Origin of the sequence: Pseudacidovorax sp. 1753 (assembly GCF_040544975.1) — a bacterium.
Classification (GTDB): Bacteria; Pseudomonadota; Gammaproteobacteria; order Burkholderiales; family Burkholderiaceae_C; genus Xenophilus.
Genome location: NZ_JBEPKY010000022.1, coordinates 60,984 through 85,678 on the forward strand (window position 1 = coordinate 60,984; position 24,695 = coordinate 85,678).

24 protein-coding genes and 1 pseudogene are annotated in these 24,695 nt (G+C 67.4%); 13 read left to right on the plus strand and 12 right to left on the minus strand.

Annotation, left to right across the window (positions count from 1 at the left end):
* Positions 1–53: 53 nt before the first annotated feature.
* Together ABIC63_RS23925 and ABIC63_RS23930 are read right to left on the minus strand one after the other, a co-directional pair.
* Positions 54–1,703 carry a long-chain-fatty-acid--CoA ligase gene (locus ABIC63_RS23925; protein WP_354321635.1) on the minus strand — a complete coding sequence of 550 codons (1,650 nt, stop codon included), beginning with the start codon at positions 1,701–1,703 and terminating at the stop codon, positions 54–56.
* Between the two features lie 4 nt (positions 1,704–1,707).
* On the minus strand, positions 1,708–2,943 hold the full coding sequence (locus ABIC63_RS23930; protein ID WP_294367727.1) for a branched-chain amino acid ABC transporter substrate-binding protein: 1,236 nt from the start codon (positions 2,941–2,943) through the stop codon (positions 1,708–1,710).
* A gap of 184 nt (positions 2,944–3,127) precedes the next feature.
* Between ABIC63_RS23930 and ABIC63_RS23935 the strand changes: the two genes are divergently transcribed.
* The 8 genes from ABIC63_RS23935 to ABIC63_RS23970 all read left to right on the plus strand — a co-directional run bounded on the left by ABIC63_RS23935 (position 3,128) and on the right by ABIC63_RS23970 (position 11,979).
* Positions 3,128–3,730, plus strand: coding sequence for a chromate transporter (locus ABIC63_RS23935; protein WP_354321636.1), 603 nt, complete (start codon positions 3,128–3,130; stop codon positions 3,728–3,730).
* A gap of 13 nt (positions 3,731–3,743) precedes the next feature.
* A complete protein-coding gene (locus ABIC63_RS23940) occupies positions 3,744–4,343 on the plus strand; it encodes a chromate transporter (RefSeq protein WP_294367725.1) in 600 nt (199 codons plus the stop codon).
* Positions 4,344–4,392: 49 nt separating this feature from the next.
* On the plus strand, positions 4,393–5,172 hold the full coding sequence (locus ABIC63_RS23945) for a pseudouridine synthase (RefSeq protein ID WP_114801502.1): 780 nt from the start codon (positions 4,393–4,395) through the stop codon (positions 5,170–5,172).
* Positions 5,173–5,257: 85 nt separating this feature from the next.
* Positions 5,258–5,986: a response regulator gene (locus ABIC63_RS23950; RefSeq protein WP_354321637.1), complete on the plus strand. Its 729-nt coding sequence runs from the start codon at positions 5,258–5,260 to the stop codon at positions 5,984–5,986.
* Positions 5,973–7,391: an ATP-binding protein gene (locus ABIC63_RS23955; protein WP_354321638.1), complete on the plus strand. Its 1,419-nt coding sequence runs from the start codon at positions 5,973–5,975 to the stop codon at positions 7,389–7,391. The genes ABIC63_RS23950 and ABIC63_RS23955 overlap by 14 nt, the downstream gene beginning before the upstream one ends.
* 81 nt (positions 7,392–7,472) lie before the next feature.
* A complete protein-coding gene (locus ABIC63_RS23960) occupies positions 7,473–7,826 on the plus strand; it encodes a hypothetical protein (RefSeq protein WP_294367717.1) in 354 nt (117 codons plus the stop codon).
* A gap of 161 nt (positions 7,827–7,987) precedes the next feature.
* A complete protein-coding gene (gene htpG, locus ABIC63_RS23965; protein ID WP_354321639.1) occupies positions 7,988–9,979 on the plus strand; it encodes a molecular chaperone HtpG in 1,992 nt (663 codons plus the stop codon).
* 125 nt (positions 9,980–10,104) lie between these two features.
* A complete protein-coding gene (locus ABIC63_RS23970; RefSeq protein ID WP_354321640.1) occupies positions 10,105–11,979 on the plus strand; it encodes a P-loop NTPase fold protein in 1,875 nt (624 codons plus the stop codon).
* On the opposite strand, the pseudogene ABIC63_RS23975 reads toward ABIC63_RS23970, so the two are convergent.
* Positions 11,976–12,259, minus strand: a pseudogene (locus tag ABIC63_RS23975) (SDR family NAD(P)-dependent oxidoreductase). The gene ABIC63_RS23970 and the pseudogene ABIC63_RS23975 sit on opposite strands and share 4 nt — an antisense overlap.
* Positions 12,260–12,349: 90 nt before the next feature.
* Between ABIC63_RS23975 and ABIC63_RS23980 the strand changes: the two are divergent.
* The 5 genes from ABIC63_RS23980 (at position 12,350) to ABIC63_RS24000 (ending at position 15,318) form a co-directional block, all read left to right on the plus strand.
* A complete protein-coding gene (locus ABIC63_RS23980; RefSeq protein WP_354321641.1) occupies positions 12,350–12,619 on the plus strand; it encodes a helix-turn-helix domain-containing protein in 270 nt (89 codons plus the stop codon).
* Positions 12,609–13,841 (plus strand): type II toxin-antitoxin system HipA family toxin, encoded by a 1,233-nt coding sequence (locus ABIC63_RS23985; RefSeq protein ID WP_354321642.1) that lies wholly within the window; start codon positions 12,609–12,611, stop codon positions 13,839–13,841. Before ABIC63_RS23980 ends, ABIC63_RS23985 begins: the two co-directional genes overlap by 11 nt.
* Positions 13,842–14,053: 212 nt before the next feature.
* A complete protein-coding gene (locus ABIC63_RS23990; protein WP_354321643.1) occupies positions 14,054–14,542 on the plus strand; it encodes a DUF2778 domain-containing protein in 489 nt (162 codons plus the stop codon).
* Positions 14,539–14,826 (plus strand): hypothetical protein, encoded by a 288-nt coding sequence (locus ABIC63_RS23995; RefSeq protein ID WP_354321644.1) that lies wholly within the window; start codon positions 14,539–14,541, stop codon positions 14,824–14,826. The genes ABIC63_RS23990 and ABIC63_RS23995 overlap by 4 nt, the downstream gene beginning before the upstream one ends.
* A 15-nt stretch (positions 14,827–14,841) precedes the next feature.
* Complete coding sequence (locus ABIC63_RS24000; protein WP_294367700.1) at positions 14,842–15,318, plus strand: Hcp family type VI secretion system effector; 477 nt, start codon at positions 14,842–14,844, stop codon at positions 15,316–15,318.
* Between the two features lie 36 nt (positions 15,319–15,354).
* Here the strand turns inward: ABIC63_RS24000 and ABIC63_RS24005 are convergent, their stop codons facing one another.
* From ABIC63_RS24005 to ABIC63_RS24045, 9 genes are all read right to left on the minus strand, one after another.
* On the minus strand, positions 15,355–16,185 hold the full coding sequence (locus ABIC63_RS24005; protein ID WP_354321645.1) for an SDR family NAD(P)-dependent oxidoreductase: 831 nt from the start codon (positions 16,183–16,185) through the stop codon (positions 15,355–15,357).
* A gap of 11 nt (positions 16,186–16,196) precedes the next feature.
* Entirely contained in the window at positions 16,197–17,408 is a 1,212-nt protein-coding gene (locus tag ABIC63_RS24010; RefSeq protein WP_017757556.1) for an ABC transporter substrate-binding protein, read from the minus strand.
* A 153-nt stretch (positions 17,409–17,561) separates the two neighbouring features.
* A complete protein-coding gene (locus ABIC63_RS24015) occupies positions 17,562–18,299 on the minus strand; it encodes an ABC transporter ATP-binding protein (RefSeq protein ID WP_354321646.1) in 738 nt (245 codons plus the stop codon).
* Complete coding sequence (locus ABIC63_RS24020) at positions 18,296–19,015, minus strand: ABC transporter ATP-binding protein (RefSeq protein WP_017757558.1); 720 nt, start codon at positions 19,013–19,015, stop codon at positions 18,296–18,298. The genes ABIC63_RS24015 and ABIC63_RS24020 overlap by 4 nt, the downstream gene beginning before the upstream one ends.
* A 28-nt stretch (positions 19,016–19,043) precedes the next feature.
* Entirely contained in the window at positions 19,044–20,081 is a 1,038-nt protein-coding gene (locus tag ABIC63_RS24025) for a branched-chain amino acid ABC transporter permease (RefSeq protein WP_354321647.1), read from the minus strand.
* Positions 20,082–20,122: 41 nt separating this feature from the next.
* A complete protein-coding gene (locus ABIC63_RS24030; protein WP_017759334.1) occupies positions 20,123–20,974 on the minus strand; it encodes a branched-chain amino acid ABC transporter permease in 852 nt (283 codons plus the stop codon).
* A gap of 58 nt (positions 20,975–21,032) precedes the next feature.
* Complete coding sequence (locus tag ABIC63_RS24035; RefSeq protein WP_354321648.1) at positions 21,033–21,845, minus strand: SDR family NAD(P)-dependent oxidoreductase; 813 nt, start codon at positions 21,843–21,845, stop codon at positions 21,033–21,035.
* Between the two features lie 214 nt (positions 21,846–22,059).
* A complete protein-coding gene (locus ABIC63_RS24040) occupies positions 22,060–23,802 on the minus strand; it encodes an FAD-dependent oxidoreductase (RefSeq protein ID WP_354321649.1) in 1,743 nt (580 codons plus the stop codon).
* Positions 23,799–24,602: a shikimate dehydrogenase family protein gene (locus tag ABIC63_RS24045; RefSeq protein ID WP_354321650.1), complete on the minus strand. Its 804-nt coding sequence runs from the start codon at positions 24,600–24,602 to the stop codon at positions 23,799–23,801. The genes ABIC63_RS24040 and ABIC63_RS24045 overlap by 4 nt, the downstream gene beginning before the upstream one ends.
* Between the last annotated feature and the right edge of the window lie 93 nt (positions 24,603–24,695).

Consider the following 24,695-nt stretch of genomic DNA (forward strand, 5'->3'; position numbering starts at 1 on the left):
GCCACGCCCCGCCCGCCCCTGGCCGGGCCTGACGCGTCCGCCGCGCGGCGCGCTCAGGCGCGTGCAGCCACTTCGGCCTGCAGATCCTTCTTCGACAGCTTGCCCACCGCCGTCTTGGGCAGCTCGTCACGGGCTTCCATGGCCTGCAGCATCTCGTGCTTGCCGAGGTAGTCGGCCAGGAAGGCCTTCAGGGCTTCGAGCGTGGGCCGCGGCGCGCCCCGCCTGAACTTGATGAAGGCCTTGGGCGACTGGCCGCGGTAGGCATCGGGGACGCCGATCACGATCACCTCCTCCACCGATGGATGCCGGTAGATCGCCTCCTCGATGTTGCGCGGGTAGACGTTGAAGCCACCGCAGATCAGCATGTCCTTGGTGCGGTCCACGATGTAGACGAAGCCATCGGGCGTCATGTAGCCGATGTCGCCCGTGCGCAGATAGCCGTCGGGCGTGAAGGCCTCGGCGGTGGCGTCCGGCCGGTTCCAGTAGCCGGCCATCACGTTGGGGCCGCGGATGCACAACTCGCCGTGCTCGCCCTCGGGCAGGTCATGTTGATCCTGCAGGTCGATCACCTTGACGTCCACCCCGGGCACGGGAATGCCGCACGAGCCGGGCCGGTAGTGGCTGAAGCCGGGCGAGGCGGTGGCCATGGTGCAGGTCTCGGTCATGCCCCAGCCCTCCTGCAGGCGGCACTGGGCCATGCGCACGAAGGCCTGGTAGACCTCGGCCGCGATCGGCGCGCCCCCCGAGTTGCAGAACTTGAGCGAGGACAGGTCGAGCCGGCCGATGTCGGGATGGCCCACGAAGGCCACGTACATGGTCGGCACGCCGAGGAAGACCGTGGTCTTGCGCTCGACGAACTCGCGCAGCGTCGCCTCCAGGTCGAAGCGCTGGTGCAGCGACAGCTCGGCACCGATGGACAGCCCGAACAGCAGGTTGACCACCAGCGCGTAGATGTGGAACAGCGGCAGCACGGCCAGAAAGCGCTCCTCGCCCTCCGCCAGCGTGCCGGAACCCACGAGCGTGTGCCACACCTGCGACACCGCGGCGCTCAGGTTGGCGTGGCTCAGCATGGCGCCCTTGGGCTGCCCCGTGGTGCCGCCGGTGTACTGCAGCACGGCGATGGCCTGCGCAAGGTCCGCCGGCACATGGGGCGCGGCCAGGGCCTCGGCGGCCAGCAAGGCCGCGAAGGCGACGCGCGGGCCGGGTTGCAATGGCGTCGGCGCTGCGGCGTGCGCGAAGTCGTCCGCGCGCGCCACGACCAGCGTCTGCAGCAGCCCGTCTTGAGCGATGGGCGCCATCTTCTGCAGCAGCTCCGGCGCGTCGAAGGTGATCATCAGCCGGGTGCGGCTGTCCTCCACCTTGTGCCGCAGCGTCTGGCCGGCATCGAGCGGCGAGTAGTTCACCACCGTGCCGCCGGCCTGCAGCACCGCGAAGAAGGCCACGATGTACTGCGGCACGTTGGGCAGGTACAGGCCGACATGCACGCCAGGCCGCACGCCGAGTTCGCGCAGCCCGCCGGCCACGCGCCGCGCATGCTGCGCCAGCGTGGAATAGTCGAGCACCGTGTCGCCTTGGCGCACGGCGACACGCTGCGGCCAGCGGCGCTCGGCGTCGCCCAGCAGCGCCGTGAGCGCCGTCAGACGCAGGGGCGCGCTCCAGCTCGCGCCTTCGGGATAGCTTCCCAGCCAGGGTCTGGACGTCATGGCGTCAGAGCCCCGCCGGTCGCTTCATGTCGCACTGGTTGGGCACGGCAAGCGCGCTCACCGGCGTGAGCGATTCAGCGACGAAGCCCTGCTTCGTCCCGTCGAAACCCTTCTTCACCGTCTTGCCATCGACGGGGTGATTGGCATAGACGTACTGCGGCGCCATGAACTGATGGTCTTCCTTGCGCACGCTGACGTCGCCGAGGATGGACTTGTAAGAGATGCCTTCGAGCGCCGACGCGATCTGCTTCGGATCGGTGGAACGGGCCTTGCGCACGCCCTGGGCCAGCAGTTCGGTCGCGGTGGACAGGCGCACCAGATAGAAGGCCTCTTTGTACTTGGCCTCGAACGCGCTCTCGAGCTTGGCGGCCGTTGGGTTGTCGGCGCCGGGGAACCACTCGCCGATCATGTTGAGCCGCACCGTCGGTGCCGCGTCCAGCGCGATCATGGTCGACTTGTTGGCGCTGCTGTGCGTCAGGATGCGCAGCTTGTAGCCCGAGTCGCCGGCGGCGCGGATCATCAGCGCCATGTCGTTGCCCCAGTTGCCCGACACCACGGTGTCGGCGCCTGCGGCACGCATCTTGGCGATGTAGGGCGCGAAGTCCTTCACCGTGCCCGTGGGGAAGAAGTCCTCGCCCACGATCTGGATGTCGGGCCGTGCCTCGGCCAGCAGGGTCTTGCCGAAGGCCGTCCACTGCCGGCCGAAGCTGTAGTCGGGGTTGAGGAAGTAGACCTTCTTGATCTCCGGCGTCTTCTTGACGAAGTCGGCATAGGCCTTCATCCGCATCGTCACCTGCGCCTCGGTCATGAAGTGCCAGAAGGAGCAGTTCTTGCCGACCAGGTCAGGATCGATGCCGCCGAAGTTGAACACCAGCACCGACTTGTCCGGGTTGCGCTCGTTGTTGCGGTTGGCGGCCGTGATGACGGCAGAGACGGTGGCCGAGCCGCCCCCGATGAACACGGCCTTGACCCCCGCGCCCACCGCGGCCTGCAGCGCGGCCTGGCTTTCCTGCGTGGACAGCTTGTTGTCGAAGGCCAGCACCTCCAGCTTGACGCCATCGATGCCGCCGGCGGCGTTGATGGTGTCGGCCGCGAAGCGCAGATGGTTCTCGAAGATCTTGCCGACGTCGGCCATCGGGCCGCTCAGCGGGTCGATGAGGGCGATCTTGAGGGTCTGCTGCTGCGCGTGGGCGCCGAGGGCGCAGGCGAGCGCGAGGCCCGCTGCCGTGGTCTTGAACATGCACTTGTCTCCTTGGATTTCGGCCCGGCGAGACCGGACCGCACGCAGTGTCGGAGCAGGCCGCGCCGCGCCTCAGTCAATTGAGCGACTGACCGGCAGCAGGCAGGTCGCCTGGGCGACTGAACTGAGTTGCCGCTGACCCCGCCCCCCGGGCGCCGCAGGCCCGCCCGCATAATCCGCCGCCATGCCAGTGCCGCCCTCCGTGGCCGATGCCGACGCCGCCCCGCACCAGGCGCCCGCACGACCCGAATCCCTCGCCGACCTCTTCCTCTCCTTCACCATCCTCGCGCTGCAGGGCTTCGGCGGCGTACTGGCCGTGGTGCAGCGCGAACTGGTGGAGCGCAAGCGCTGGCTCACCAAGGAACAGTTCATCGAGGACTGGGCCGTGGCCCAGGTGCTGCCCGGTCCCAACGTCATCAACCTGGCGCTGATGCTGGGCGACCGGCACTTCGGCCTGCGCGGCGCACTGGCGGGGCTGGCCGGCATGCTGGTGCTGCCGCTGGCGGTGATCCTGGTGCTGGCCGTGCTGCATGCCCACTATGCCAACGACCCACGCGTGGCCGGTGCGCTGCGCGGCATGAGCAGCGTGGCCGGCGGCGTCATCGCCGCCACGGGCGTCAAGCTGATTCCTTCGCTGCGTGCGCATCCGCTGGGCTTCGCAGCCGGCGTGGGCATCGCGGCGCTGGTGTTCGTGCTGATCGCGCTGGCGCGCGTGCCGCTGGGCTGGGTACTGCTGCTCGTCGGCGGGGCCGCTTGCGTGTGGACCTTCACGCGGCTCAAGCCCTGAAAGGCGGTCGCCCATGAGCATCACCCTGCACTGGCACGACTGGCTGAACCTGCTCGGCCAATACATGCTGCTGTCGATGATGGCCGTGAGCGGCGCCATCACCACCCTGCCCGACATGCAGCGCTACCTGGTGGCGCAGAAGGGCTGGCTGGACCCGATGCAGTTCAACGCCTCGGTGGCCATCGCCCAGGCCGCCCCGGGGCCCAACATCCTGTTCGTGGCGCTGATGGGCTGGAACGTGGGCCTGAACGCCGGCGGCGGCATCGGGGCCGGCCTGCATGCCTGGCTGCTCGGCCTGCTGGGCGTGGCCACCACCATGACGGGCATCCTGCTGCCCAGCAGCGTGCTGACCCTGCTGGCGACGCGCTGGGCGCACCGCAATCGCACGCACCGTGGCGTGCGGGCCTTCAAGCAAGGCCTGGCGCCGGTGGCCGTCGGGCTGCTGGTGGCCACCGGCTGGGTGCTGGCGCGCAGCAACGAGGTCGCGGGCCATGCGCGCTGGCCCGTCTGGCTGCTGGCCGCCGTGGCCGGGCTGATCGTGTGGCGCACGCGGGTGCACCTGCTGTGGCTGCTGGGCGTCGGCGCCGTGCTGGGGGTGCTGGGCTTCGTGTGAGGGGAGAATGGCGGCCCGCCCGCCATCCCTGCCCTCGTCCGCCCTCCCGATGACCGACACGCCCGACCCGATCCGACTCAACAAGCGCATGGCCGACCTGGGCCTGTGCTCGCGGCGCGAGGCCGATGCGTGGATCGAGCGCGGCTGGGTCAAGGTCAACGGCCAGGTCGCCGCCATGGGCGTCAAGGTGGGGCCGGCCGACCGCATCGAGGTCGACAAGCGCGCCCAGGGCCAGCAGGAGCAGCGCGTCACCATCCTGCTGCACAAGCCGGTCGGTTACGTGAGCGGCCAGGCCGAGGACGGCCACCAGCCCGCCGTCACGCTGGTGCAGCCACGCAACCACTGGCGCGGCGACGGCAGCCGCCAGCGCTTTGCGCCCGACCAGTTGCGCGGCCTGGCGCCCGCCGGCCGGCTCGACATCGACTCCGTCGGCCTGCTGGTGCTGACGCAGGACGGCCGCGTCGCCCGCCAGCTGATCGGCGAGGACTCGGACATCGAGAAGGAATACCTCGTGCGCGTGAGCTGGCCCATGGGCGGCCAGGAGCGCACGATCGACGTGCAGTCCGTCTTTCCGCGCGAGCAGATCGCGCGCCTGCGCCACGGCCTGTCGCTCGATGGCCAGCCGCTCAGGCCGGCGCGCGTGGACTGGCAGAACCCCGAACAGCTGCGCTTCGTGCTCAAGGAAGGCAAGAAGCGCCAGATCCGCCGCATGTGCGAGGCCGTGGGCCTGCGCGTGGTGGGCCTCAAGCGCATCCGCATCGGCAACGTGGTGCTGGGGCAGCTGCCGCAGGGGCAGTGGCGCTACCTGGGGGCGGACGAGCGGTTCTGAGCGCCAGCAGGCCGATGGGGTCGATCAGCTTGCCTTAAGCGTCGGCGCCTAGCGTCCCGGGCCGAGCACGACCCGGAGACACCCCATGCGCGCCCTGCTGGTGGAAGACGACGAGATGATCGCGGCCAGCCTGCGCCAGGGCCTGGCGCGCGAGGGCTGGTCGCTGGACTGGGCGGCCGACGGGCTCAGCGGCGAGCGTGCCCTGGCCGATGGCGCCTATGCCTGCGTGCTGCTCGACCTGGGCCTGCCCGGGCAGGAAGGCACCGCCCTGCTGCGCCGTGCCCGCGCTCGCGGCGACCGCACGCCGGTGGTGGTGCTCACCGCCCGCGACGGCCTGGACGACCGCGTGGCCGGCCTGGACCTCGGCGCCGACGACTACCTGCCCAAGCCCTTCGCCCTGCGCGAGCTGCTCGCCCGCATGCGCGCCGTGGTCCGACGCCATGGCGGCGCCGCGCAGCCCCGCATCGGCACGCCGCAACTGCAGCTCGACCTGGCCACGCGCGAGCTGCATCTGCCGGACGGCCGGCACGAGCCCTTGAGCGCGCGCGAGTTCGCGCTGATGCACGCCCTGCTGGAGCGCCCCGGCGCGGTGCTCTCGCGGGCCCAGCTGGAGCAGCGCCTCTACGGCTGGGACGACGAGGTGAACAGCAACGCGCTGGACGTGCTCATCTACGGCCTGCGCCGCCGCCTGGGCGCGGACGTGATCCGCAACATGCGCGGCCTGGGCTGGCGCGTGAGCGCCGCGGCGGCGGCAGCACCGGGCGCCGCCCCGGCCGATGCCGCGCCCCCGTCCCCTGGCCATGGTCGCGACTGAAAGCGCGACGCGCGCCCGGCCCGCGTCCTCGCTCGGCCGGCGGCTGCTGGGCTGGCTGGTGATGCTGCACCTGGTGGCCGGCCTGCTGACGACCTGGGGCGCCTACGCGGTCTACGGCCGCATCATCGAAGGCCTGCGCGACGACCAGATGCGCTCGCTGGCCGAGTCCTACGCCGGCCGCCGGCATGTGCGCGAGCTGCCCACCGTCGACGCCGAGGCCATTGCGCGCCGCGGCGCCCTCGTCGTGCAGCTGTGGACGCCCGATGGCCGGCAGCAGGAAGCCGCCTCCGCCGAACTGGCCGTGCCGCTGCAGGCCCAGCCGGGCTTCGTGGAGCTGCGCACCGGCCCGCTGCCCGAGCAGCGATGGCGCGTCTACACCGCACCGGCCGACGGTGTCGACCGGCTGCGGGTGCAGGTGCTGCAAAGCCGCGCCTTCCGCCAGCAACGCTCGCTCAAGCGGGCGCTGGCCGAAGGCCTGCCGATCCTGGCGCTGCTGCCCGCCACGCTGCTGCTGCAATGGCTGGTGGTGTGGCGCGGCTCGCGGGCACTGCGGGCCGTGGCGCGCGAGGTGGCCGCGCAGGACGAGCGCAGCCCGCGCGGCATGCCGCCCGAGCGGGTGCCGGCCGAGATCCGGCCGCTGGTGCAGGCCTTCAACGCCGTGCTCGGCCGGCTGCGGGCGGCGCTGCAGGCGCAGCAGCGATTCGTGGCCGATGCGGCGCACGAGCTGCGCACGCCCTTCACCGCCATCGGCCTGCAGCTGGACAACCTGCGGCCGCACATTCCCGACGGCCCGGCCCGGCAGAGCTTTGCGCAGCTGGAGGCCGGCGTCTCCCGCGCCCAGCGGCTGCAGGCCCAGCTGCTGCGCCTGTCGCGGCAGGAGGCGGCCGAGCCGCTGCAACCCGAGGCCGTGCCCCTGGTGCCGCTGCTGCGCGACGCCGTCGCCCAGTTCTCCGAGATGGCCGAGCAGCGCCATGTGGACCTGGGCTTTCGCACCGCGCCCGAGCTGCAGTCGCTGCAGCGGCCAGGCTCGCCGGTGGAGCTGCGCAGCCTGTTCGACAACCTGCTCGACAATGCCGTGCGCCACAGCCTGCCGGGCGGCTGCGTGGACCTCGTGCTGCATGCCCTGCCCACCGGCGAGCCGGTCGTCGACGTGGTGGACGAAGGCCCGGGCATCGCCGAGGACGTGCTGCCCCGCGTGTTCGACCGCTTCTACCGCGCGCCGGGCGCTGCCGTCGGCGGCAGCGGGCTGGGTCTGGCCATCGCGGCCAGCGTGGCGCGCCGCCACGGCCTGCGCATCGCACTGATCAACCGCCGCGGCCCGGAGCACCGCAGCGGCCTGCGCGCCCGCGTGCACCTGGGCGACATGCCGTCGCCGTCTCATTTCCAACTCAGAAACGCCACCTAGAGTGGCCCAAGGCGGGTCCGCCGGCCAGCATGGCGCAGCCGGCGCGCGACCCACCCTGTTGTTGTGAACGAGGAGATCGACATGCGCGCACCTGCAACCTTCCGCCTGGCCGCCGGCCTGGCACTGGGCACTGTTCTGGCCACCGGCACCGTGGGCGCCTGGGCCCAATCCGCCTGGAACGGCGGCGGCAGCGAGGCCATTGGCCAGTCCACCGGCATGGCCCCGCTCAACTCGACGATGTCGCGCGACGAGGTCAACACCGGCGCCATGGCCGCCGCCCATCCCGTGGGCACCGAGGCCGTCGGCCAATCGACCGTGATGCCCGCCCTGCTGCAACCGGGCGACGGCAGCCGCGCCCAGGCCGACGCCATCGCCGCCGCGCACCCGGCCGGCACCGAGGCCATCGGCCAGTCGACCTCGCTGCCGCTCAACTGAGCGCCGCTGCGCGCTCCGCCGGTGCCCTGGCGCCGGTCGGACCGCCTGCCCCGTCCGGCCGATTCGGGCCGCGACAGGGGGGTTGATAATCCGCCCACCGCCCCCAAGCTTTGGGGGCGTTTCCGTTTTTGGGCGGCATTTCAACCACTTAGCAGCACGACATGAGCAAGAACACCCATTCCTTCCAGGCCGAAGTGGCCCAGCTCCTGCACCTGGTCACCCACTCGCTCTACTCCAACAAGGAGATCTTTCTTCGCGAGCTGATCTCCAACGCCTCCGACGCCTGCGACAAGCTGCGCTTCGAGGCCCTGGACAACGCGGCCCTGTACGAAGACGCGCCCAACCTCGAAGTGCGCGTCGCCTTCGACAAGAAGGCCCGCACCCTGAGCATCACCGACAACGGCATCGGCCTGTCGCAGCAGGAGGCCATCGACCACCTGGGCACCATCGCCAAGAGCGGCACGCGCGAGTTCATGAGCCGCCTGTCGGGCGACCAGAAGGCCGACGCGCAGCTCATCGGCCAGTTCGGCGTGGGCTTCTATTCGGGCTTCATCGTGGCCGACCGCATCGTGGTCGAGTCGCGCCGCGCCGGCCTGCCGGCCGACCAGGGCGTGCGCTGGAGCAGCACCGGCACCGGCGACTTCGAGGTCGAGACCATCACCCGCGACAAGCGCGGCACCAGCGTCATCCTTCATCTGCGCGAGGACGCCGACGAATTCCTCAACGGCTGGAAGCTCAAGCAGGTCATCGGCAAGTATTCGGACCACATCTCCCTGCCCATCCTGATGGAGAAGGAGGAGTGGAAGGAAGGCGAGGACGACAAGGGCGGCGAGATGGTCGCCACCGGCGAGTGGGAGCCCGTCAACAAGGCCAGCGCCCTGTGGACGCGCGCCAAGAAGGACGTGACCGAAGAGCAGTACGTCGAGTTCTACAAGAGCATCAGCCACGACTACGAAGCGCCGCTGGCCTGGAGCCACAACCGCGTGGAAGGCAGCACCGAGTACACGCAGCTGCTGTACATCCCGGCCAAGGCGCCCATGGACCTGTGGAACCGCGACCACAAGGGCGGCCTCAAGCTGTACGTCAAGCGCGTGTTCATCATGGACGAGGCCGAGGCGCTACTGCCCTCGTACCTGCGCTTCGTGAAGGGCGTGATCGATTCGGCCGACCTGCCGCTGAACGTCAGCCGCGAGCTGCTGCAGGAAAGCCGCGACGTGAAGGCGATTCGCGACGGCAGCACCAAGCGCGTGCTGTCGATGCTGGAAGACCTGGCCAAGAAGGCCGCCGCCGCCACGCCCGCTGAATCGCCGGCCGCCGACGGCGTGACCGACGTGGTCGACAAGAAGGAAGGCGAGCAGGCCGACGCTGACGCCGCCAAGGCCAGCGAGGACGCGGGCAAATACGCCAAGTTCTATGCCGAGTTCGGCTCGGTGCTGAAGGAAGGCCTGGGCGAGGACTTTGCCAACCGCGACCGCATCGCCAAGCTGCTGCGCTTTGCCTCGACCACCAGCGACGCCGCCACCGTCTCGCTGGCCGACTACAAGGCGCGCATGAAGGACGGCCAGGAGGCCATCTACTACATCACCGCCGACACCCTGGCCGCCGCCAAGAACAGCCCGCAGCTCGAGGTCTTCAAGAAGAAGGGCATCGAGGTGCTGCTGATGACCGACCGCGTGGACGAATGGGCGCTGTCGTACCTGACCGAGTTCGACGGCACGCCGCTGCAGAGCGTGGCGAAGGGCGCGGTGGACCTGGGCAAGCTGCAGGACGAGACCGAGAAGAAGGCCGCCGAAGAGGCCGCCGAAGCCTTCAAGCCGGTGCTGGAAAAGCTGAAGGCCTCGCTCAAGGACAAGGCCGAGGACGTGCGCGTGACGACCCGCCTGGTCGACTCGCCCGCCTGCCTGGTGGTGCAGGAGCACGGCATGAGCACGCAATTGGCCCGCATGCTCAAGCAGGCCGGCCAGAAGGCCCCCGAGGTCAAGCCGGTGCTGGAAGTGAACGCCGAGCACCCGCTGGTCAAGAAGCTGGAGCGCGACGAGGCGCACTTCGATGACCTGGCGAACATCCTGTTCGACCAAGCGCTGCTGGCCGAGGGGGGGCTGCCGGAGGATCCGGCGGCTTATGTGCGAAGGGTGAATGCGTTGTTGGTTTAATCCGCGTCAACACTCAAAAAAGCGCCTCCAGGCGCTTTTTTTTCGTCATTGCCTTTGCGCGTAGCTTCGGGCATCCTATACGCATATTTGGTCTTGTACAACACACCTCATTTGGGAAAAGCAGAATGAAGGAAAACGATCATATAAGAGAATTTCTCAAATATTACTGTAATTTGCCGAAATCCCCTGGATATGCCGTTCTTCTGAGTGGCTCTTGGGGTAGCGGCAAGACTTGGTTTATTAAGAATTTTCTTGGCATGCATCCCGAGATAGAAAAGCATGCCTTATATGTAAGTCTCTATGGGGTTCAATCATTCGACGACATCGAATCCGAATTCTTCCGACTACTGCATCCAGTGCTTGGATCGAAGCCAGTACGAATTTTAAACCGTTTATTACGGGGAGCACTTAAGACAACCATAAATTTCGATCTGGACTCAGACGGAAAAAACGATGGTAGCGTTACGGGCGGAATTCCTAATGATCGTATTTTAGACAGAGTATCTCTTGCCGCAGAGAAAATACTCATCTTCGACGACCTCGAACGGAGCTCAATAGCTACCACTGACATTCTAGGCTATATAAACCAATTCACTGAACAAGCTGGCTTAAAATCAATAGTTATTGCCAACGAAAAAGAATTGGCGAAAAGTCAAGAGGATCTTAATTTAAGCTGCAATAGAATCAAGGAAAAGACCATAGGTCGGAGTTTCGAGGTAGTTCCAGAGTTGGAATCCGCTTTAGAGGCTTTTTCCGCGGAGTTAGAAACCACCCCACTTAAATCAATAATTGAAGAAAATCGAGCATTAATCATTCAGGCTTACGAACACTCCAACTATAAGAACCTTAGAGTACTTCGCCATACATTGTGGGATTTTGCTAGGCTTTTGCAGGAATTGCATTTCGAAGCTTTACAGCTAAAGCAGCTAACAAGAGATTTGCTTGCAATTTTCATGGTTTACTCTTTTGAAGTGCGCACGAACACGGTGGCCCCGCAAGATCTGAGAAGACTGATTCCCGATATCTTCTCGCACATTTACAGTAAGCAACGAGAAGTGGATCCTAACAAGCCTTTCCATGACATATATAAAAAATACTCCGGACTTAACCTTTACCCAGAGCTTATAAAGACTTCAACATGGGAGAAGTTCTTCTCAACAGGATCCGTCCCTTCTTCGGAAATCAATGAGTCCATCCGCAATAGCAAATATTTTCAAAAAGAACAACAACCGTCTTGGGTTAAGCTTTGGCACGGGATGGGGCTTTCAGATGTTGACTTCGAAAAAGTCTTGATTGAAGTTCAAGGTGACTGGGACTCCCGTGTATTTTGTTCAGCCGGAGAAATAGCCCATGTGGTCGGACTTTTTATTAAATTTTCCAAGAATGGAATATATCAAAAAAGCGTTTCCAATATAATTTCGGAAGCACAAGGATATATCGACGATTTTTGGAGTAAGCTGGATATCTCGGAGTTCTATCCTGGTGCTCGATCCACTGGTTTGGAAGTCGACGCGTACGCAGGCCTCGGATTTGCAAGTAGTGATGATGATGATTTCAGAGGCTTTTTGAGATATATAGAGGAAAGCCGAAGCCGGACGTTCAAAGGCCACCTCCCAGCACAAGCAGCAGAACTTCTACAGCTCATGACAACAGACACGCGTCTTTTTTGTCAGAGAATTTTACACAGTAATAGCGAAGAAAATATCTATTATCGGACTCCAATCTTGCATCTCATTGCGCCCGAAGATTTTATCAACAAGTTCATGAATGGGTCTTCGGATGACAGGAATCAGATAGGGTTTGCTTTGAAGGAGCGCTACGCTCACGACATGTTCAACTCGGACCTGACCATAGAAAAGGATTGGCTTTCAGCAATCAACAAGTTGCTAAAAGCAGAAATGATTCAGCGCGCGGGAAAAATTAGCTCCTTGAATATAAAAGCATTGCTTCCCTACATAGAGGAAGCACTATCGAATCTGCCGGATATCCAACATTCTTAAGACCTCTCCGGCCTCGCCGGAATCATCCCCAGCATGTGCTCCGCCACGCCCCCGTCCACCGTCAGCGCCTGCCCGGTCATATACGCAGCGCCGGAACTGGTGAGGAAGGCCACCGCCTCGCCCACGTCATCGGCGGTGCCGATGCGGCCCAGGGCACCAGGGCGCGGCGGGCCTGGTGAGTGGCGGCGTCCTCGTAGACGGCCTCGGTCAGCGGGGTGCGGATCATGCCGGGGCAGACGGCGTTGACGCGGATGCCGTCGGCCGCCCATTCCTGCGCCAGCTAGCGGCACAGGAAGTTCCCTATCTCAACATTAGCGTATGGCGTCAGCTATAACTGACGAAATCGGCGTTCGAGCCTATGATGTCAGCCATGACTGACAAAATCAGGCTACCAGACGAACTTGGCCGTCAGTTGCGCGCACACCGCGAAGCGCTCGGCATGAACAAGTCCGAACTCGCCGAGAAGGCGGGCAAGGTTCGCGAAGTGGTCTACCGGCTCGAAGCGGGCGAAGACTCCACCGTGTCCTCCCTTCTGGCCGTGTTGGGCGCACTCGGCCTGGCACTGCGGCTGGAACGGTCCGGGCTGCCCTCTGCCAGCGAAGTCGCAGCGCGGTTCCAGGACGACGACGATGCTCCCTGAAAAGATTCGCCTGCTGGACGTCTCCATCGGAGAAGCTGTCTACGCGGGACAGTTGCTGCGGACGTCGACGTACGAGTTTCGCTACCTGTCGCCGGAGCCGGAGCAGCCCACCGTGGCCCTGCTGATGCCGCCCAGCGAGCGCCTGACCTGGCAGGACGGCGACCTGTTTCCGCCCATGGATCAGAACCTTCCCGAAGGCGACCTGTTCATGAGGATCCGCGCGCTGTTTCCCAAGCAGCCAATGACGCCCATGCACATGCTGGCGCTGGTCGGGCGCAACGGAATTGGGCGGCTCGGGTACAGCCTGCCGGAACATGCCGCGCCCGCTTTGCCACGCACGCTGAGCAAGCAAGAACTGCTGCGCACCCCGTACACGCCAGAGGTGTTCAGCGAGCTGGTGGCGGCCTACCTGAGCACGGGTGCGGGCATCGCAGGCATGCAGCCCAAGATCATGGTGCCGGACCGCCCGACCGTGCCCATCCCATCGCTCATCGTCAAGGCGGCGAGTCCTGCCTACCCCGGACTGGCGGCCAATGAATATCTGTGCCTGACCGCCGCGCGGCGCGCCGGCATCGACGTGCCGACGTTTGCTTTGTCCGACGACGGGCAGATGCTGGTTCTGGACCGCTTCGACCTGGTCGTCCACGCGGAGGGCCCCGTGGAGCGGCTTGGCTTCGAGGACATTGCGGCGCTGGCGGGGCTGCGCGTGCGCGACGTTCTGTCGGACCGCAAGTACCAGGGCAGCTACCAGCGGGTCGCCGAGTTGCTGCGTCAGTTCCAGCTTCACAGCAGCAACCTGCATCGCTTCTTCGAGCAGGTGGCCTTTTCCGTCATGGTCCACAACGGCGATGCGCACCTCAAGAACTTCGGATTGCTCTATCGCTCCCGCGAAGAGATGTGGCTGGCGCCCATGTTCGATGTCGTCACGACCTCCATCTACAGGTACGCCCGCTCGCCGGGCGGACCTGAGTTGGAGGACCGCACCCTTGCGCTGAAGCTGTTCGCGGGCAAGCACCAGACCAAGGCGTATCCGACGACCGATGAGTTGGTGGACTTTGGCCGCCGGGTATGCGGTGTTGCGCAGCCCGCCGAAGTGTTGGTCCGGATCGCAGAGGCCATGCGCGCGACGCTGGAAGAGGCCAAAGGCGACACGCGCGTGACGGCGGCGCTGCGCGAGCAACTGGCGCAGGCTTGGGAAGAAGGGCTCGCCTACGCCCGATAAACGCGGCGCGCCTTCGCCGGTGCCGTCGCGCTGGACGGGCCTCAGCGCGCGCTGCCAAGTGTCGGCGCAGCCGCTCGGTGCCCTCGCGCCCCTACAGCACCGAATTCGACAGCATCACTCCAGTTTTTTCCGGAAATATTTAACGCCCAAACTCTCTAGCATTTTTGGCATGCCCTTTCTGATGAAAAGCAATGCAGAAAATAGGCCCCAGCATGCCTATCAACTGCAAATTCAAATTGGACAAACGTGAACTGTCTTCGCTGCGATGCGAAGGCGTCGGCGAGTTCGCCGCATTTTCGGGCAGGGACGGAAGCTCCAAAAACAACGCCGACTATTCTGACAAGCCGGGCGTGGGGCCTCTCCCTGTGGGAAGGTATTACATCGTTGACAGAGGCAGCGGGGGATTCTTCTCCAGGCTTTACACATCCGCCGTCGACTGGGTCAACGACAACGATCATTCCACATGGTTCGCCCTGTACCGAGACGATGGAAAGGTCGACGACGAAACTTTCGTGAATGGCGTCCGCAGGGGAAACTTCCGGCTGCATCCGCATGGCCGTCTGAATATCAGCGAGGGGTGCATCACACTTTCCGACAAAGCCGCCTTCAGCAGGCTGCGCAAGAGGCTGCTTGGGACCGTCCGCATGCCGATACCCGACGGAACGGGCTTCGCATACGGCGTCGTCGAGGTGACCGAATGAAGGTCTTGACCTCGAGGGCAGTACGCGCGTCGTTGGCCACTCTGCTGTTTATTTGCACATGGCCAGCGGGCGTGCTCGCCAGCGCATGGCTGATTTATAGCTCAGACAGCACCTTTTATGGTTGGCTGCGAATCGTAGGATGGCTGGACATTTTCGGACTGATGAACTATATCGGCGTGGAAGAGATGGAATTCACGGCGATCAATTCGTTGGTCATTCTTTGGTTTCCTATTGCCGTGTACCTCGCATTCCGGTTTTACGGCTGGCTCAAAATAATTCGCTAAACTCAAGGGAAATCAATGGCCTCGGATATCTTTCTAAAAATAGACGGCATCACCGGTGAATCGCAGGACTCCAAGCATCTCGGAGAAATAGACATCACGTCGTGGAGCTGGGCGGTTCATCAGGAGGGACGAATGATGAGCGGCTCGGGCGGCGGCGCTCCGAAAGCGACGGCCCATGACATGGAGCTGATCCACAACATTGATCGAGCGTCCCCTGGGCTGATGACGGCCTGCTTTGCTGGCAGGCGCTTCGCCCAGGCTGTCTTGACGTTGAGAAAGGCAGGGGGCCTTCCGCTCGACTTCATGAAAATCACGCTTTCCGACGTGCTGATCACGAAGGTGAGCCCATGCGGCGGCGGTGGCGGTCATTTCGAAGAAATCCACCTGTCCTTTGCCAAGATCAAGCAGGAATACCTGATGCAAAACGCATCCGGAGGCAGCGCAGGGACCGTCGTCGGCAGCTTTGACATCAAAAACAACGCGGTCGCGTAACGCCACGGCATTCGCAACCCCTGCTCGGCCGCCGCACTACGCCCCCTTCCCCGGCCTTCCCGGAATCATCCCCAGCATGTGTTCCGCCACGCCCCCGTCCACCGTCAGCGCCTGGCCGGTCACATAGGCGGCGCCGGGGCTGGTGAGGAAGGCCACCACCTCGCCCACGTCGTCGGCCGTGCCGATGCGGCCCAGGGGCACCAGGGCGCGGCGGGCTTGGTGGGTGGCGTCGTCCTGGTAGACGGCCTCGGTCAGCGGGGTGCGGATCATGCCGGGGCAGACGGCGTTGACGCGGATGCCGTCGGACGCCCATTCCTGCGCCAGCTGGCGGCACAGCATGACGAGGGCGGCCTTGGCCGGGGAATAGGCCCCATAGCCCGGGTGCGGCATCAGCCCCGACATGGAGGCGATGGCGGTGATGCTGCCGCGGGTGCGCGCCAGTTGCGGCCGGGCGGCCTGGGCCAGCAGCCACGCGCTGCGGGCGTTGAGGTGGAAGGTGTGGTCCCACTGCTCGACCGTCAGGTCGGCCAGCCGGCCCGGGCCGGAGGCACCGGCGTTGCAGACCAGCGCGCCCAGGTCGCCGGCCGCGTCCTGCGCCTGGGCCACGAGGGCGCGGCAGGCGTCGGGCTGGGTCAGGTCGCCGGTGACGCCGCCGGCGGTGATGCCCTCGGCGCGCAGCTCATCCAGCAGCCGCTCCAGCTTGTCGCCGGGCTGGCTGGCCGCCGCGCTGATGTGCAGGGTGCTGCCGGCGCGCCGGGCCTGCCGGGCCAGCGCCAGGCAGATGCCGCGGCCGATGCCGCCGGCCGCGCCGGTGACGAGTACATGCGTGGGCAGGCGGGGGGCGTCGTCGGCCGTGGCGGAAGGCATGACGGCGCCGCTCACATCTTGCAGGCGGGCGACGGTGCGGGAACGATCGACGGCGGGAAGACGTGCTCGATCACCGGCACGATGGCGCCGTCCACCGTCTTGGCGCGGGCCACGTAGTTGGGCAGCAGCAGCTGGTTGTCGGCGGCGCGCATGGTCACGGTGCCGTAGATGGTGTCGAGCTGCGCGCCGCGCAGCGCCTTCGACACATCGGCGGGCTTGACGCTGCCGGCCTTCTTCACGCCGTCGAACATCACCTGCATGCCGTTGTAGGCCTGGCCTTCGTTGTCGGTGGGCACGCGGTTGAACTTGGCCTTCCACGCGGTCACGAAGGCCTTGTTGCGCGGGTTGTCGATGGTGGCGGTGTAGGCCGTGTTGCCGGGCGTGCCTTCCAGCGCCTTGCCGGTGGCGTTGATCATGAAGTTCTGGATCAGCGCATGGCCGATGAGCTTGGTCTTGGGGATGAGCCCGAACTCCTCGGCCTGCTTGACGAAGGCGATGGCATCGCGGCCGGTCTCGGCCACCCAGATGGCCTCGACGCCGCTGCTCTTGAGCTGCGCGATGTAGGGCGAGAAGTCCTTGGTGCCCAGCGGCACATACAGCGAGAGCGGCACCTTCTTGCCGTTGGCCTCGACGGCCTTCTTGAACGATTCGCCCGAGTCGCGGCCCCACACGTAGTCGGCGGCCAGCACGGCGAAGGTGCTTTCCTTCAGGTCCTTGGCCCACTCGTTGATCATGGCGATGTCCATCGCGTCCGAGTGGTTGGTGCGGAAGCTGCGCGGCTTGCAGGTGTCGCCGGTGAGCTTGTCGGACTTGCTGGCCACCACGAAGTAGGCGGCGTCCCAGCGGTCCAGGTTCTGCGCGATGGCCAGCGAGATGGACGAAGGGATCGAGCCGATGAGCAGGTTGTTGCCCTCGCGCGCCAGCTTCTCGGCCACGCGGCGGCCGGCGTCGGGCGTGCCCTCGTCGTCGGCCTCGGCCACCTCGACCTTGCGGCCGTCCACACCGCCTTTGGCATTGGCCTCGTCGGCCGCGAACTTGACGGCGCGCATCACCTCCTCGCCCTGCTGCGCGAACACGCCGGACTTGGAGGACACCAGGCCGACCTTGACCGGCTCCTTGCCCTGGGCCCAGGCGGCCAGGGGCATGGCGGCGCCGGTGGCGACGAGGGCCGCGGCCACGGCGGTGGCGGCGCGGCGCGAGATGGATGGGTTCGAGCTGTGCATGGTTGTGTCTCCTCGGGTGGATGAAGATGTGCGCCGGAAGACGGTCCGGCAGCCGTGTTTGCGGGGTTGCTGCGTGCGGCCTGCGCGTGCGGGCGATGCGCGCGCGGCGTGTGAGTGGCGTATGAGCGGCGTTCTCAGGGGCAGTCAATGGCGCTAGACCATGACGTGCGCCTCCAGGTCCTGCAGGCTTTCGCGGCTGTCGTGCACCGCGCCCTGCGCGATGACGGCGCCCTTGGCCATGGCGTAGTAGCGCTCGGCCACGCGCACCACCAGGCTCATGTTCTGCTCGATGAGCAGCAGCGCCGTACCCTGCGCCGCCACCTGGTTGAAGATGACCGCGAGCTGGTCGACGATGACGGGCGCCAGCCCTTCGGTGGGCTCGTCCAGCAGGATGAGCGAGGGGTTGGCCATGAGGGCGCGGCCCACGGCCAGCATCTGCTGCTGGCCGCCCGAGAGCGCGGTGCCCGGCGTGTGGGCGCGCTCCTGCAGGATGGGAAAGAGCTCGTAGATGCGCGGCACCGTCCAGTGGCCGGGGCGGCCGGTGGCGGCGCCCAGCAGCAGGTTCTCTTCGACCGTGAGGTTGGCCACGATGCGCCGGCCCTGCGGCACCACCACCACGCCGTTCTGCGCCGCGTTGTAGGGCCGCGGGCGCAGCAGGATCTGGCTGCCCACGCGCACCTGGCCGCCGCGCAGGCTGGCCAGGCCCAGGATGGTGTTGACCACCGTGGTCTTGCCCACGCCGTTGCGTCCCACCAGGGCCACGCGCTCGCCCGCGCGCACCTGCAGCGACAGGCCGTGCAGGATGTGGGCCGCGCCATAGAAGGCATCGACGCGGTCGAGTTCGAGCAGGACGCCGTCGTTCATGGCGTTGCGGTGTTTGGTCGTGCTCATGCGGCGCTCCCCAGGTAGGCCTCGCGCACGCGCGGATTGGCGCGCACGGCGGCAGGCTCGCCGCTGGCGATCACGCGGCCGAGTTCGAAGACGGTGACGGCGTCGCTGATGCCGAACACCACGTCCATGTCGTGCTCCACCAGCAGCACCGACACGTTCCAGCGCGAGGTCAGCGCCTTGAGGTGGCGCGCCAGGTCGTGCGATTCCTGCACCGACAGGCCGGCCATGGGCTCGTCCAGCAGCAGCACGGTGGGCCGGCCGACGAGGGCCAGGGCCAGGTCGAGGCGGCGCTGCTCGCCGTAGCCGAGGTCTTCGGCCACGTCATCGGCACGGTGGGCCAGGTTCAACTCTTCGAGCACGGCCTGCGCGTCGGCCTCGCTGTCCTTCGGGTTCATGCAGTGCGAGGCCAGCGCCACCTGCCGGCGCACGCGCATCTGGCCGAAGACGCTGGTGCGCTGGAAGCTGCGCGAGAGCCCCCGCTGGCGCCGCTGCACGGGGCCGAGGGCGCTCACGTCTTCGCCGCGCAGGAAGACCTGACCGCGGGTGAGCCGGCGGCGGCCAGTGATGGCGTCGATGACGGTGGACTTGCCGGCGCCGTTGGGGCCGATCAGGCCGCGGATCTGGCCGCGTTCCAGCGTCAGCTCCACGCCGTCCACCGCTTTCACGCCGCCGTAGTGGATGGCCACGTCGCGGGCCTGCAGCACGTAGTCGCTCATGCCTGTTGTCTCCTGGTTGCGATGCGGCTCAGCGGGCCGAGGTGGCGGGGCGCGCCACGGGCGTGGCGGGTGCGGCCGTGTGGCCGGCACTCGCGGTGGCGGGCGATGCCGCGTCGCGCCGCCTGGGGTTCCACAGCTTCTGCAGCGCTCCGGCGATGCCGGTGGGCGAGAACACGATCACGGTGATCAGCGCCACGCCGAAGATGGCCATCCAGTGCGTGGCCCAGTCGCCCAGCACGTCCTTGAACATGAAGTAGACGATGGCGCCGAGCGGCGGGCCCCACAGGGCCTTGTAGCCACCGACCACGACCATCATCAGCGCCACGCCGGAGACGCTCCAGTGCAGCGCCTCGGGCGAGACGAAGCCGGTGTTGAGCGCCGACAGCAGGCCGGCCACGGCCACCACGCCGGCCGACAGCGCATAGATGGCGGCGCGCGGCAGCAGCGTGCGCAGGCCGATGAAGCGGGCACGTTCCTCGTTGTCGCGCACCGCCTCGGTCACGCTGCCGAAGCGTCCGCGCAGCAGCAGCGCCAGGACCAGCAGCGTGAGCACCAGCACCGTCCAGCACACCATGAAGAGCACGGCCGGCTGCAGCAGCTGCGACTGCGGCACGCCGAAGAGCGTGGAAGGCCAGTTGATGTTCATGCCGTCGGCGCCGCCGGTGAGCCCGCGCGAGCGCGAGGCGGTCAGGAAGAACATCTGCCCGATGGCCAGCGTCATCATGCTGAAGGCCACGCCGGGCACGCGCACGATCACCAGGCCCACCAGCAGCGCGAAGAGCATCAGCGCCGCCAGCGTGGCCACGATGGCCAGCTCGGCCGGCATCCAGCCCAGCTCCATCACGATGCCCACGGTGTAGCCCGACAGCCCGAAGAACACCGCATGGCCGAAGCTGACCATGCCGTTCTGCCGCAGCAGCAAGCCCACGCCCGAGGCGAAGACACCATAGATCACCGCCTGCGTGAACAGCGACAGCAGCGTGCCCGAGCCCACGCCCAGCGCCACCGCGCCCCCCAACGCCAGCGCCACGGCGCCGGCCAGGCCGATACGAACATTGCTTGTCATGAATGCGCTCCTCTGGTTCCCTGATGTCTTCTGCGTGGCGTTCACGTCCGGCTACCGGCAAAGCCGGCGGGTCGCCAGATCAGCACCGCGACCATGATCACGAAGGGCAGGATGGCCGAGAGGTCGGGCAGGTACACCGCGCCCAGCGACTGAACCATGCCCAGCACCATGGCGGCGACGAAGGCGCCGGCCAGCGAGCCCAGGCCGCCCACGACCACCACCACGAAGGAATCGATGATCACGTCGCTGCTCATCGACGGCGACAGCGACAGGAAGGGCGCCGCCACCACGCCGGCCAGGCCCGCGAGGGCGGTGCCCAGGCCCACCACGCCGGCCGACAGCGCATCGGTGTTCACGCCCTGCATGGCGGTGGTGGTCGGGTCGGTGCTGGCGGCCCGCACGAACAGGCCCGCCTTCGAGAAGCGCAGCCAGCCGGTGAGGCCCAGCGCCACCAGCGCGCCGACGCCGATCACCGCCACGCGGTAGGCCGGCAGCGGCGTGCCGAAGAAGTCGATGGAGGTGGCCAGCACGGCGGGTGCCTCCACCGACAGGTTGCTCTTGCCCCAGGTGGTCTGCACGAAGTCCTCGATCACCAGCAGCAGGCCGAAGGTGACCAGCACCACGGTGAGCGGATCGCGGTCCTGCAGCAGCCGGAAGCCGTAGCGGTCGAGCAGCACGCCCAGCAGCGCCATGATGGCCGGCGCCGCCACCAGCGCGGCCCAGAAGTTGTAGCGCAGCGCCACCGAGTAGCCGATGTACGCGCCCAGCATGTACAGCGAGCCGTGCGCGAAGTTCACCACCCGGCGCAGGCCGTAGATGAGCGCCAGGCCCGAGCACATGATGATCAGCAGGGCGCCGTAGACCAGCCCGTTGAAGAGGTTGATGGTCAGCATGAAGGTCGTCTCCGTGATGCGTGTGCGGTGGGAAAGGTGGCGGCCGGGTGCGGCCCGCTCACAGCGGCGCCAGGGCCTGGGCGGGCGCGCCCAGCACGCTCCAGCCGCCGTCGGCGCTGAGCGTGGCGCCGGTCACATAGCTGGCGGCAGGCGAGGCCAGAAAGGCGATGGCTTCGGCGATCTCTTCGGGCTCGGCCATGCGGCCCAGCGGCGTGCGCTCGGCCACCGCGCAGGCATCCACATCGCCGCGCTCGGCCAGAGCCGCGACCAGCGCGGTGCGCACATAGCCGGGCGCCACCGCATTCACGCGGATGCCTTCGCGGGCCCACTCGCAGGCCAGTGCGCGCGTCATGCCCAGCACGCCGGCCTTGGCGGCGCTGTAGGCATTGCGGCCCGGGATGCCGCCGAAGCTGGCGATGGAGCCGATGTTGACGATGGCGCCGCGGTTGCCACGGGCATCGCGCGGCTGCTCGCGCATGAAGCCCAGCACGGCCTGCGTCATGAGGAAGCTGCCGCGCAGGTGCACGGCCAGCACGCGGTCGAAGCCCTCGGCCGTCTGCGCCAGTGTGGGCGCGGCCTGCTCGCCGATGCCGGCGTTGTTGACCAGGGCGTCGATGCGGCCGAGCGCGGTCTGCGCGGCGGCCACCGCCACCTGGACGGAACCGGCATCGCTCACGTCGCAGCCCAGGCCCAGGTGCTGCGGGCCCAGCTCGGCGGCGCGGGCCTGCGCGGCCTCGGTGCGCAGGTCCAGCAGGGCCACGCGCCAGCCCCGCTGCGCAAGGCACTGCGCAGTGGCCCAGCCGATGCCGTCCGCGGCGCCGGTGATCAGCGCCGTGCCGGCTGTTGAATGGGGTTGGCCGAGGGTCGGCATGTCTGTCTCCTGTCGTCGTTGCTCTGGTGGCAAGGCTGCGGGCGGGGCCCGCGCCAACCGGACTTTCGAGGCCGCCGGTCATGGCTGCGTGTGGGGGTGGATTCTTCGATCCCTGCCCTGGGGCTGCTTCGACATTTCCGGCCATTCGCCGGACTTTTCGTGCATGAGGGACTGGGGTTTGCCCGGTCTGTCATGCACGTGTGGCGCGTGGCGGCTAGGGGGTGACGGCCTCGCGCAGGCGCGAGCCCGCATGCCGCGCCGCCAGGTGCGCGAAGACGAGGCCCGGGCCGAGGGTGATGCCCGGCGCCGTGTAGACGCCGCCCATGATCGAGTGCATGTCGTTGCCCACCGCATAGAGGCCCGCGATGGGCTGGCCCTGCGCGTCGAGCACGCGCGCGTCGGCGTCGGTGGCAAAGCCTTGGGCCGCGCCGATGTCGCCCGGATAGAGGCGCACGGCATAGAAGGGCCCTTCTTCCAGCGGACCGAGGCAGGAGTTGGGTCCGGGCCATGCCGGGTCGCCCAGGTTGCGCTGGTAGGCGGTCTCGCCGCGGTGGAAGTCGCTGTCCACGCCGCTGCGCGCCAGGGTGTTGAAGCGCTCGACCGTGGCCTGCAGACGCTGCGCATCGATGCCCAGGGCCTGCGCCAGGCCGGCCAGCGTGTCAGCCTGCGTGAGGTAGCCATCGGCCAGGAAGGGCGCGAGGCCCTTGCCACCCGGGCGCACCATGCCCAGGCCGTACTTGCGCAGGGCCGCGGCATCGCAGATGAGGAAGGCGGGGACGGAGGGCTGCCCGTCGGCACCGGGCTGCTGCATGGCCAGGCCGAAGAGGTGGTACGAGGTGCTTTCGTTGACGAAGCGCTCCCCCGCGGCATTGACCGTGAGCACGCCCGGCTTGGCGCGGTCCATGACGAAATGCGGGAACAGGGCGGTGCTGCCATCGCTGCGCATGCGGCGCGAGACCGGGGCCCAGAAGGCCGTGCTCATCGCACCGCTGCCGTAACGCGCGCCCACGGCCTCGGCCAGCGTGTGGGCCTCGCCGGTGTGGCCGGGCGCGCCGGGGCACCAGCCGATGTCGGCACCGGGCAGCAGGGCCTGCCGTCGCTCGGGGTGGCGGTTGAAGCCGCCGCTGGCCAGCACCACGCCAGCGCGTGCGGCCACGCTGCGGCGCTGGCCGCGCTGGGCCAGCACCACGCCGTCGACGCCGGTGTCGCTGCGCTGCAGCCGCATCAGCTCGGTCTCCATGGCGAGCGTGACGTTGGGCAGGCGCGAGAGCGAATACAGCAGCCGCCCCACCAGCGCATTGCCCATGACCAGCCGCGTGCCGCGCGCATGGCGCAGGCGGTCGCGGCCATGGCGCGCCAGGAGGCGCACCGAATGCCGCAGCGAGGCGAAGGACTTCGTCATGCCCAGCAGGTGGTTGATGTCGGTGCGGTCGACCATCATGCCGCCCAGCACGGTGAACTCGGGGATGGGCGGACGCAGCAGCGCGAACCACTCGCCCAGCAGCCGGCCGTCGAAGGGCAGCGGCTCCAGCGCACGGCCGGCGACGGTCGAGCCTTCGAGGTCGGAGATGTAGTCGGGGTGCCGGGGGTAGGCGCGGAGCTTGACCTCGGTGCGTGACGCCAGTTGGGCGATGGCTTCGGCGCCGTGGTCCAGGAAGGCCTGGCGCAAGGCGCGCGGCGAGTGCTCGCCGATGGCGTTGTCGAGGTAGCGCGCGGCCTCGGCCAGCGTGTCGGCCGGGTTGACCGCGGCGCCTTCGCGCGTGCCGGGCACCCAACAGGTGCCGGCCGACAGCGCGGTGGTGCCGCCCACATGCGCGGTGCGCTCCACCAGCAGCACCTGCTGACCGTCGAGGGCCGCGAACAGGGCCGCGGCCATGCCGGCGCCGCCCGCGCCGATGACCACCAGGTCGAAGGCCGCGCCTTCGGGCAGATCGGCCAGCGTCTGCAGCCGCTTCACGACTGGGGCTCCGCCAGGAAGTCGACCATCAGGTCGCGCACGCGGGCAAACATGTCGGTGCCGGTGGCGGTGCCCAGCCCACGCGCACGGGCGGCGGCGATCAGGGGCGTGACGGCCGGCTGCGTGACCACGCAACCCACGAAGGCGTCGGGCGCCAGCCGCTGCACGTCCACGGGCAGCGGGTCGTCGTCGCGCATGCCGGCGGGCGAGGCGTTGACCACCAGCTGGTAGCCGGCCGGATCGGCCGAGCCGACGCCGACGGGGCAGCGGCCCAACCCCGCCAGTCGTGCCACCAGCGCGTCACGGCGGGCGATGTCGCCGTCGTGGATGTCCAGCGACGCAACGCCGGCCATCACCAGCGCATGGGCGATGGCCGAGCCGGCGCCGCCCGCGCCCACCAGCAGCGCGCGGCGGCCCTCGGGCTCGCCGCCGCGGTCGCGCAGCGCGGCCACCATGGCCAGGCCGTCGAACATGTCGCCATGCCAGCGGCCGTCGGCAGTGCGGCGCATCGTGTTGGTGGCGCCGAGGAAGGCCGCGCGCTCCGACAGCGTGGCGCACAGCGCCGCGCAGGCGAACTTGTGGGGCACGGTGACGATGACGCCGTCCACGTTCTTGGCCAGCGAGACGCCGGCCAGCCAGGTGTCCAGGTCGGCCGGCGCCACATGGGCGGGCATGACCATGGAGTCCATGCCGCGCTCGGCAAAGGCCTGCGTGACGCCCGCGGGCGATTTCACCTGCGCGATGGGATCTCCCACGATGAAGTGGACGCGCGTGGCGCCGCTGAGCTGGGGCTCGGACATTGGCTGTCTCCTGGATGTTCGGGTCTGCCGGCGAAGGTGGCGGCAGCGTTGGCGGCGATCCTATCGATAAATGGAATTATGTTCAACTATTGA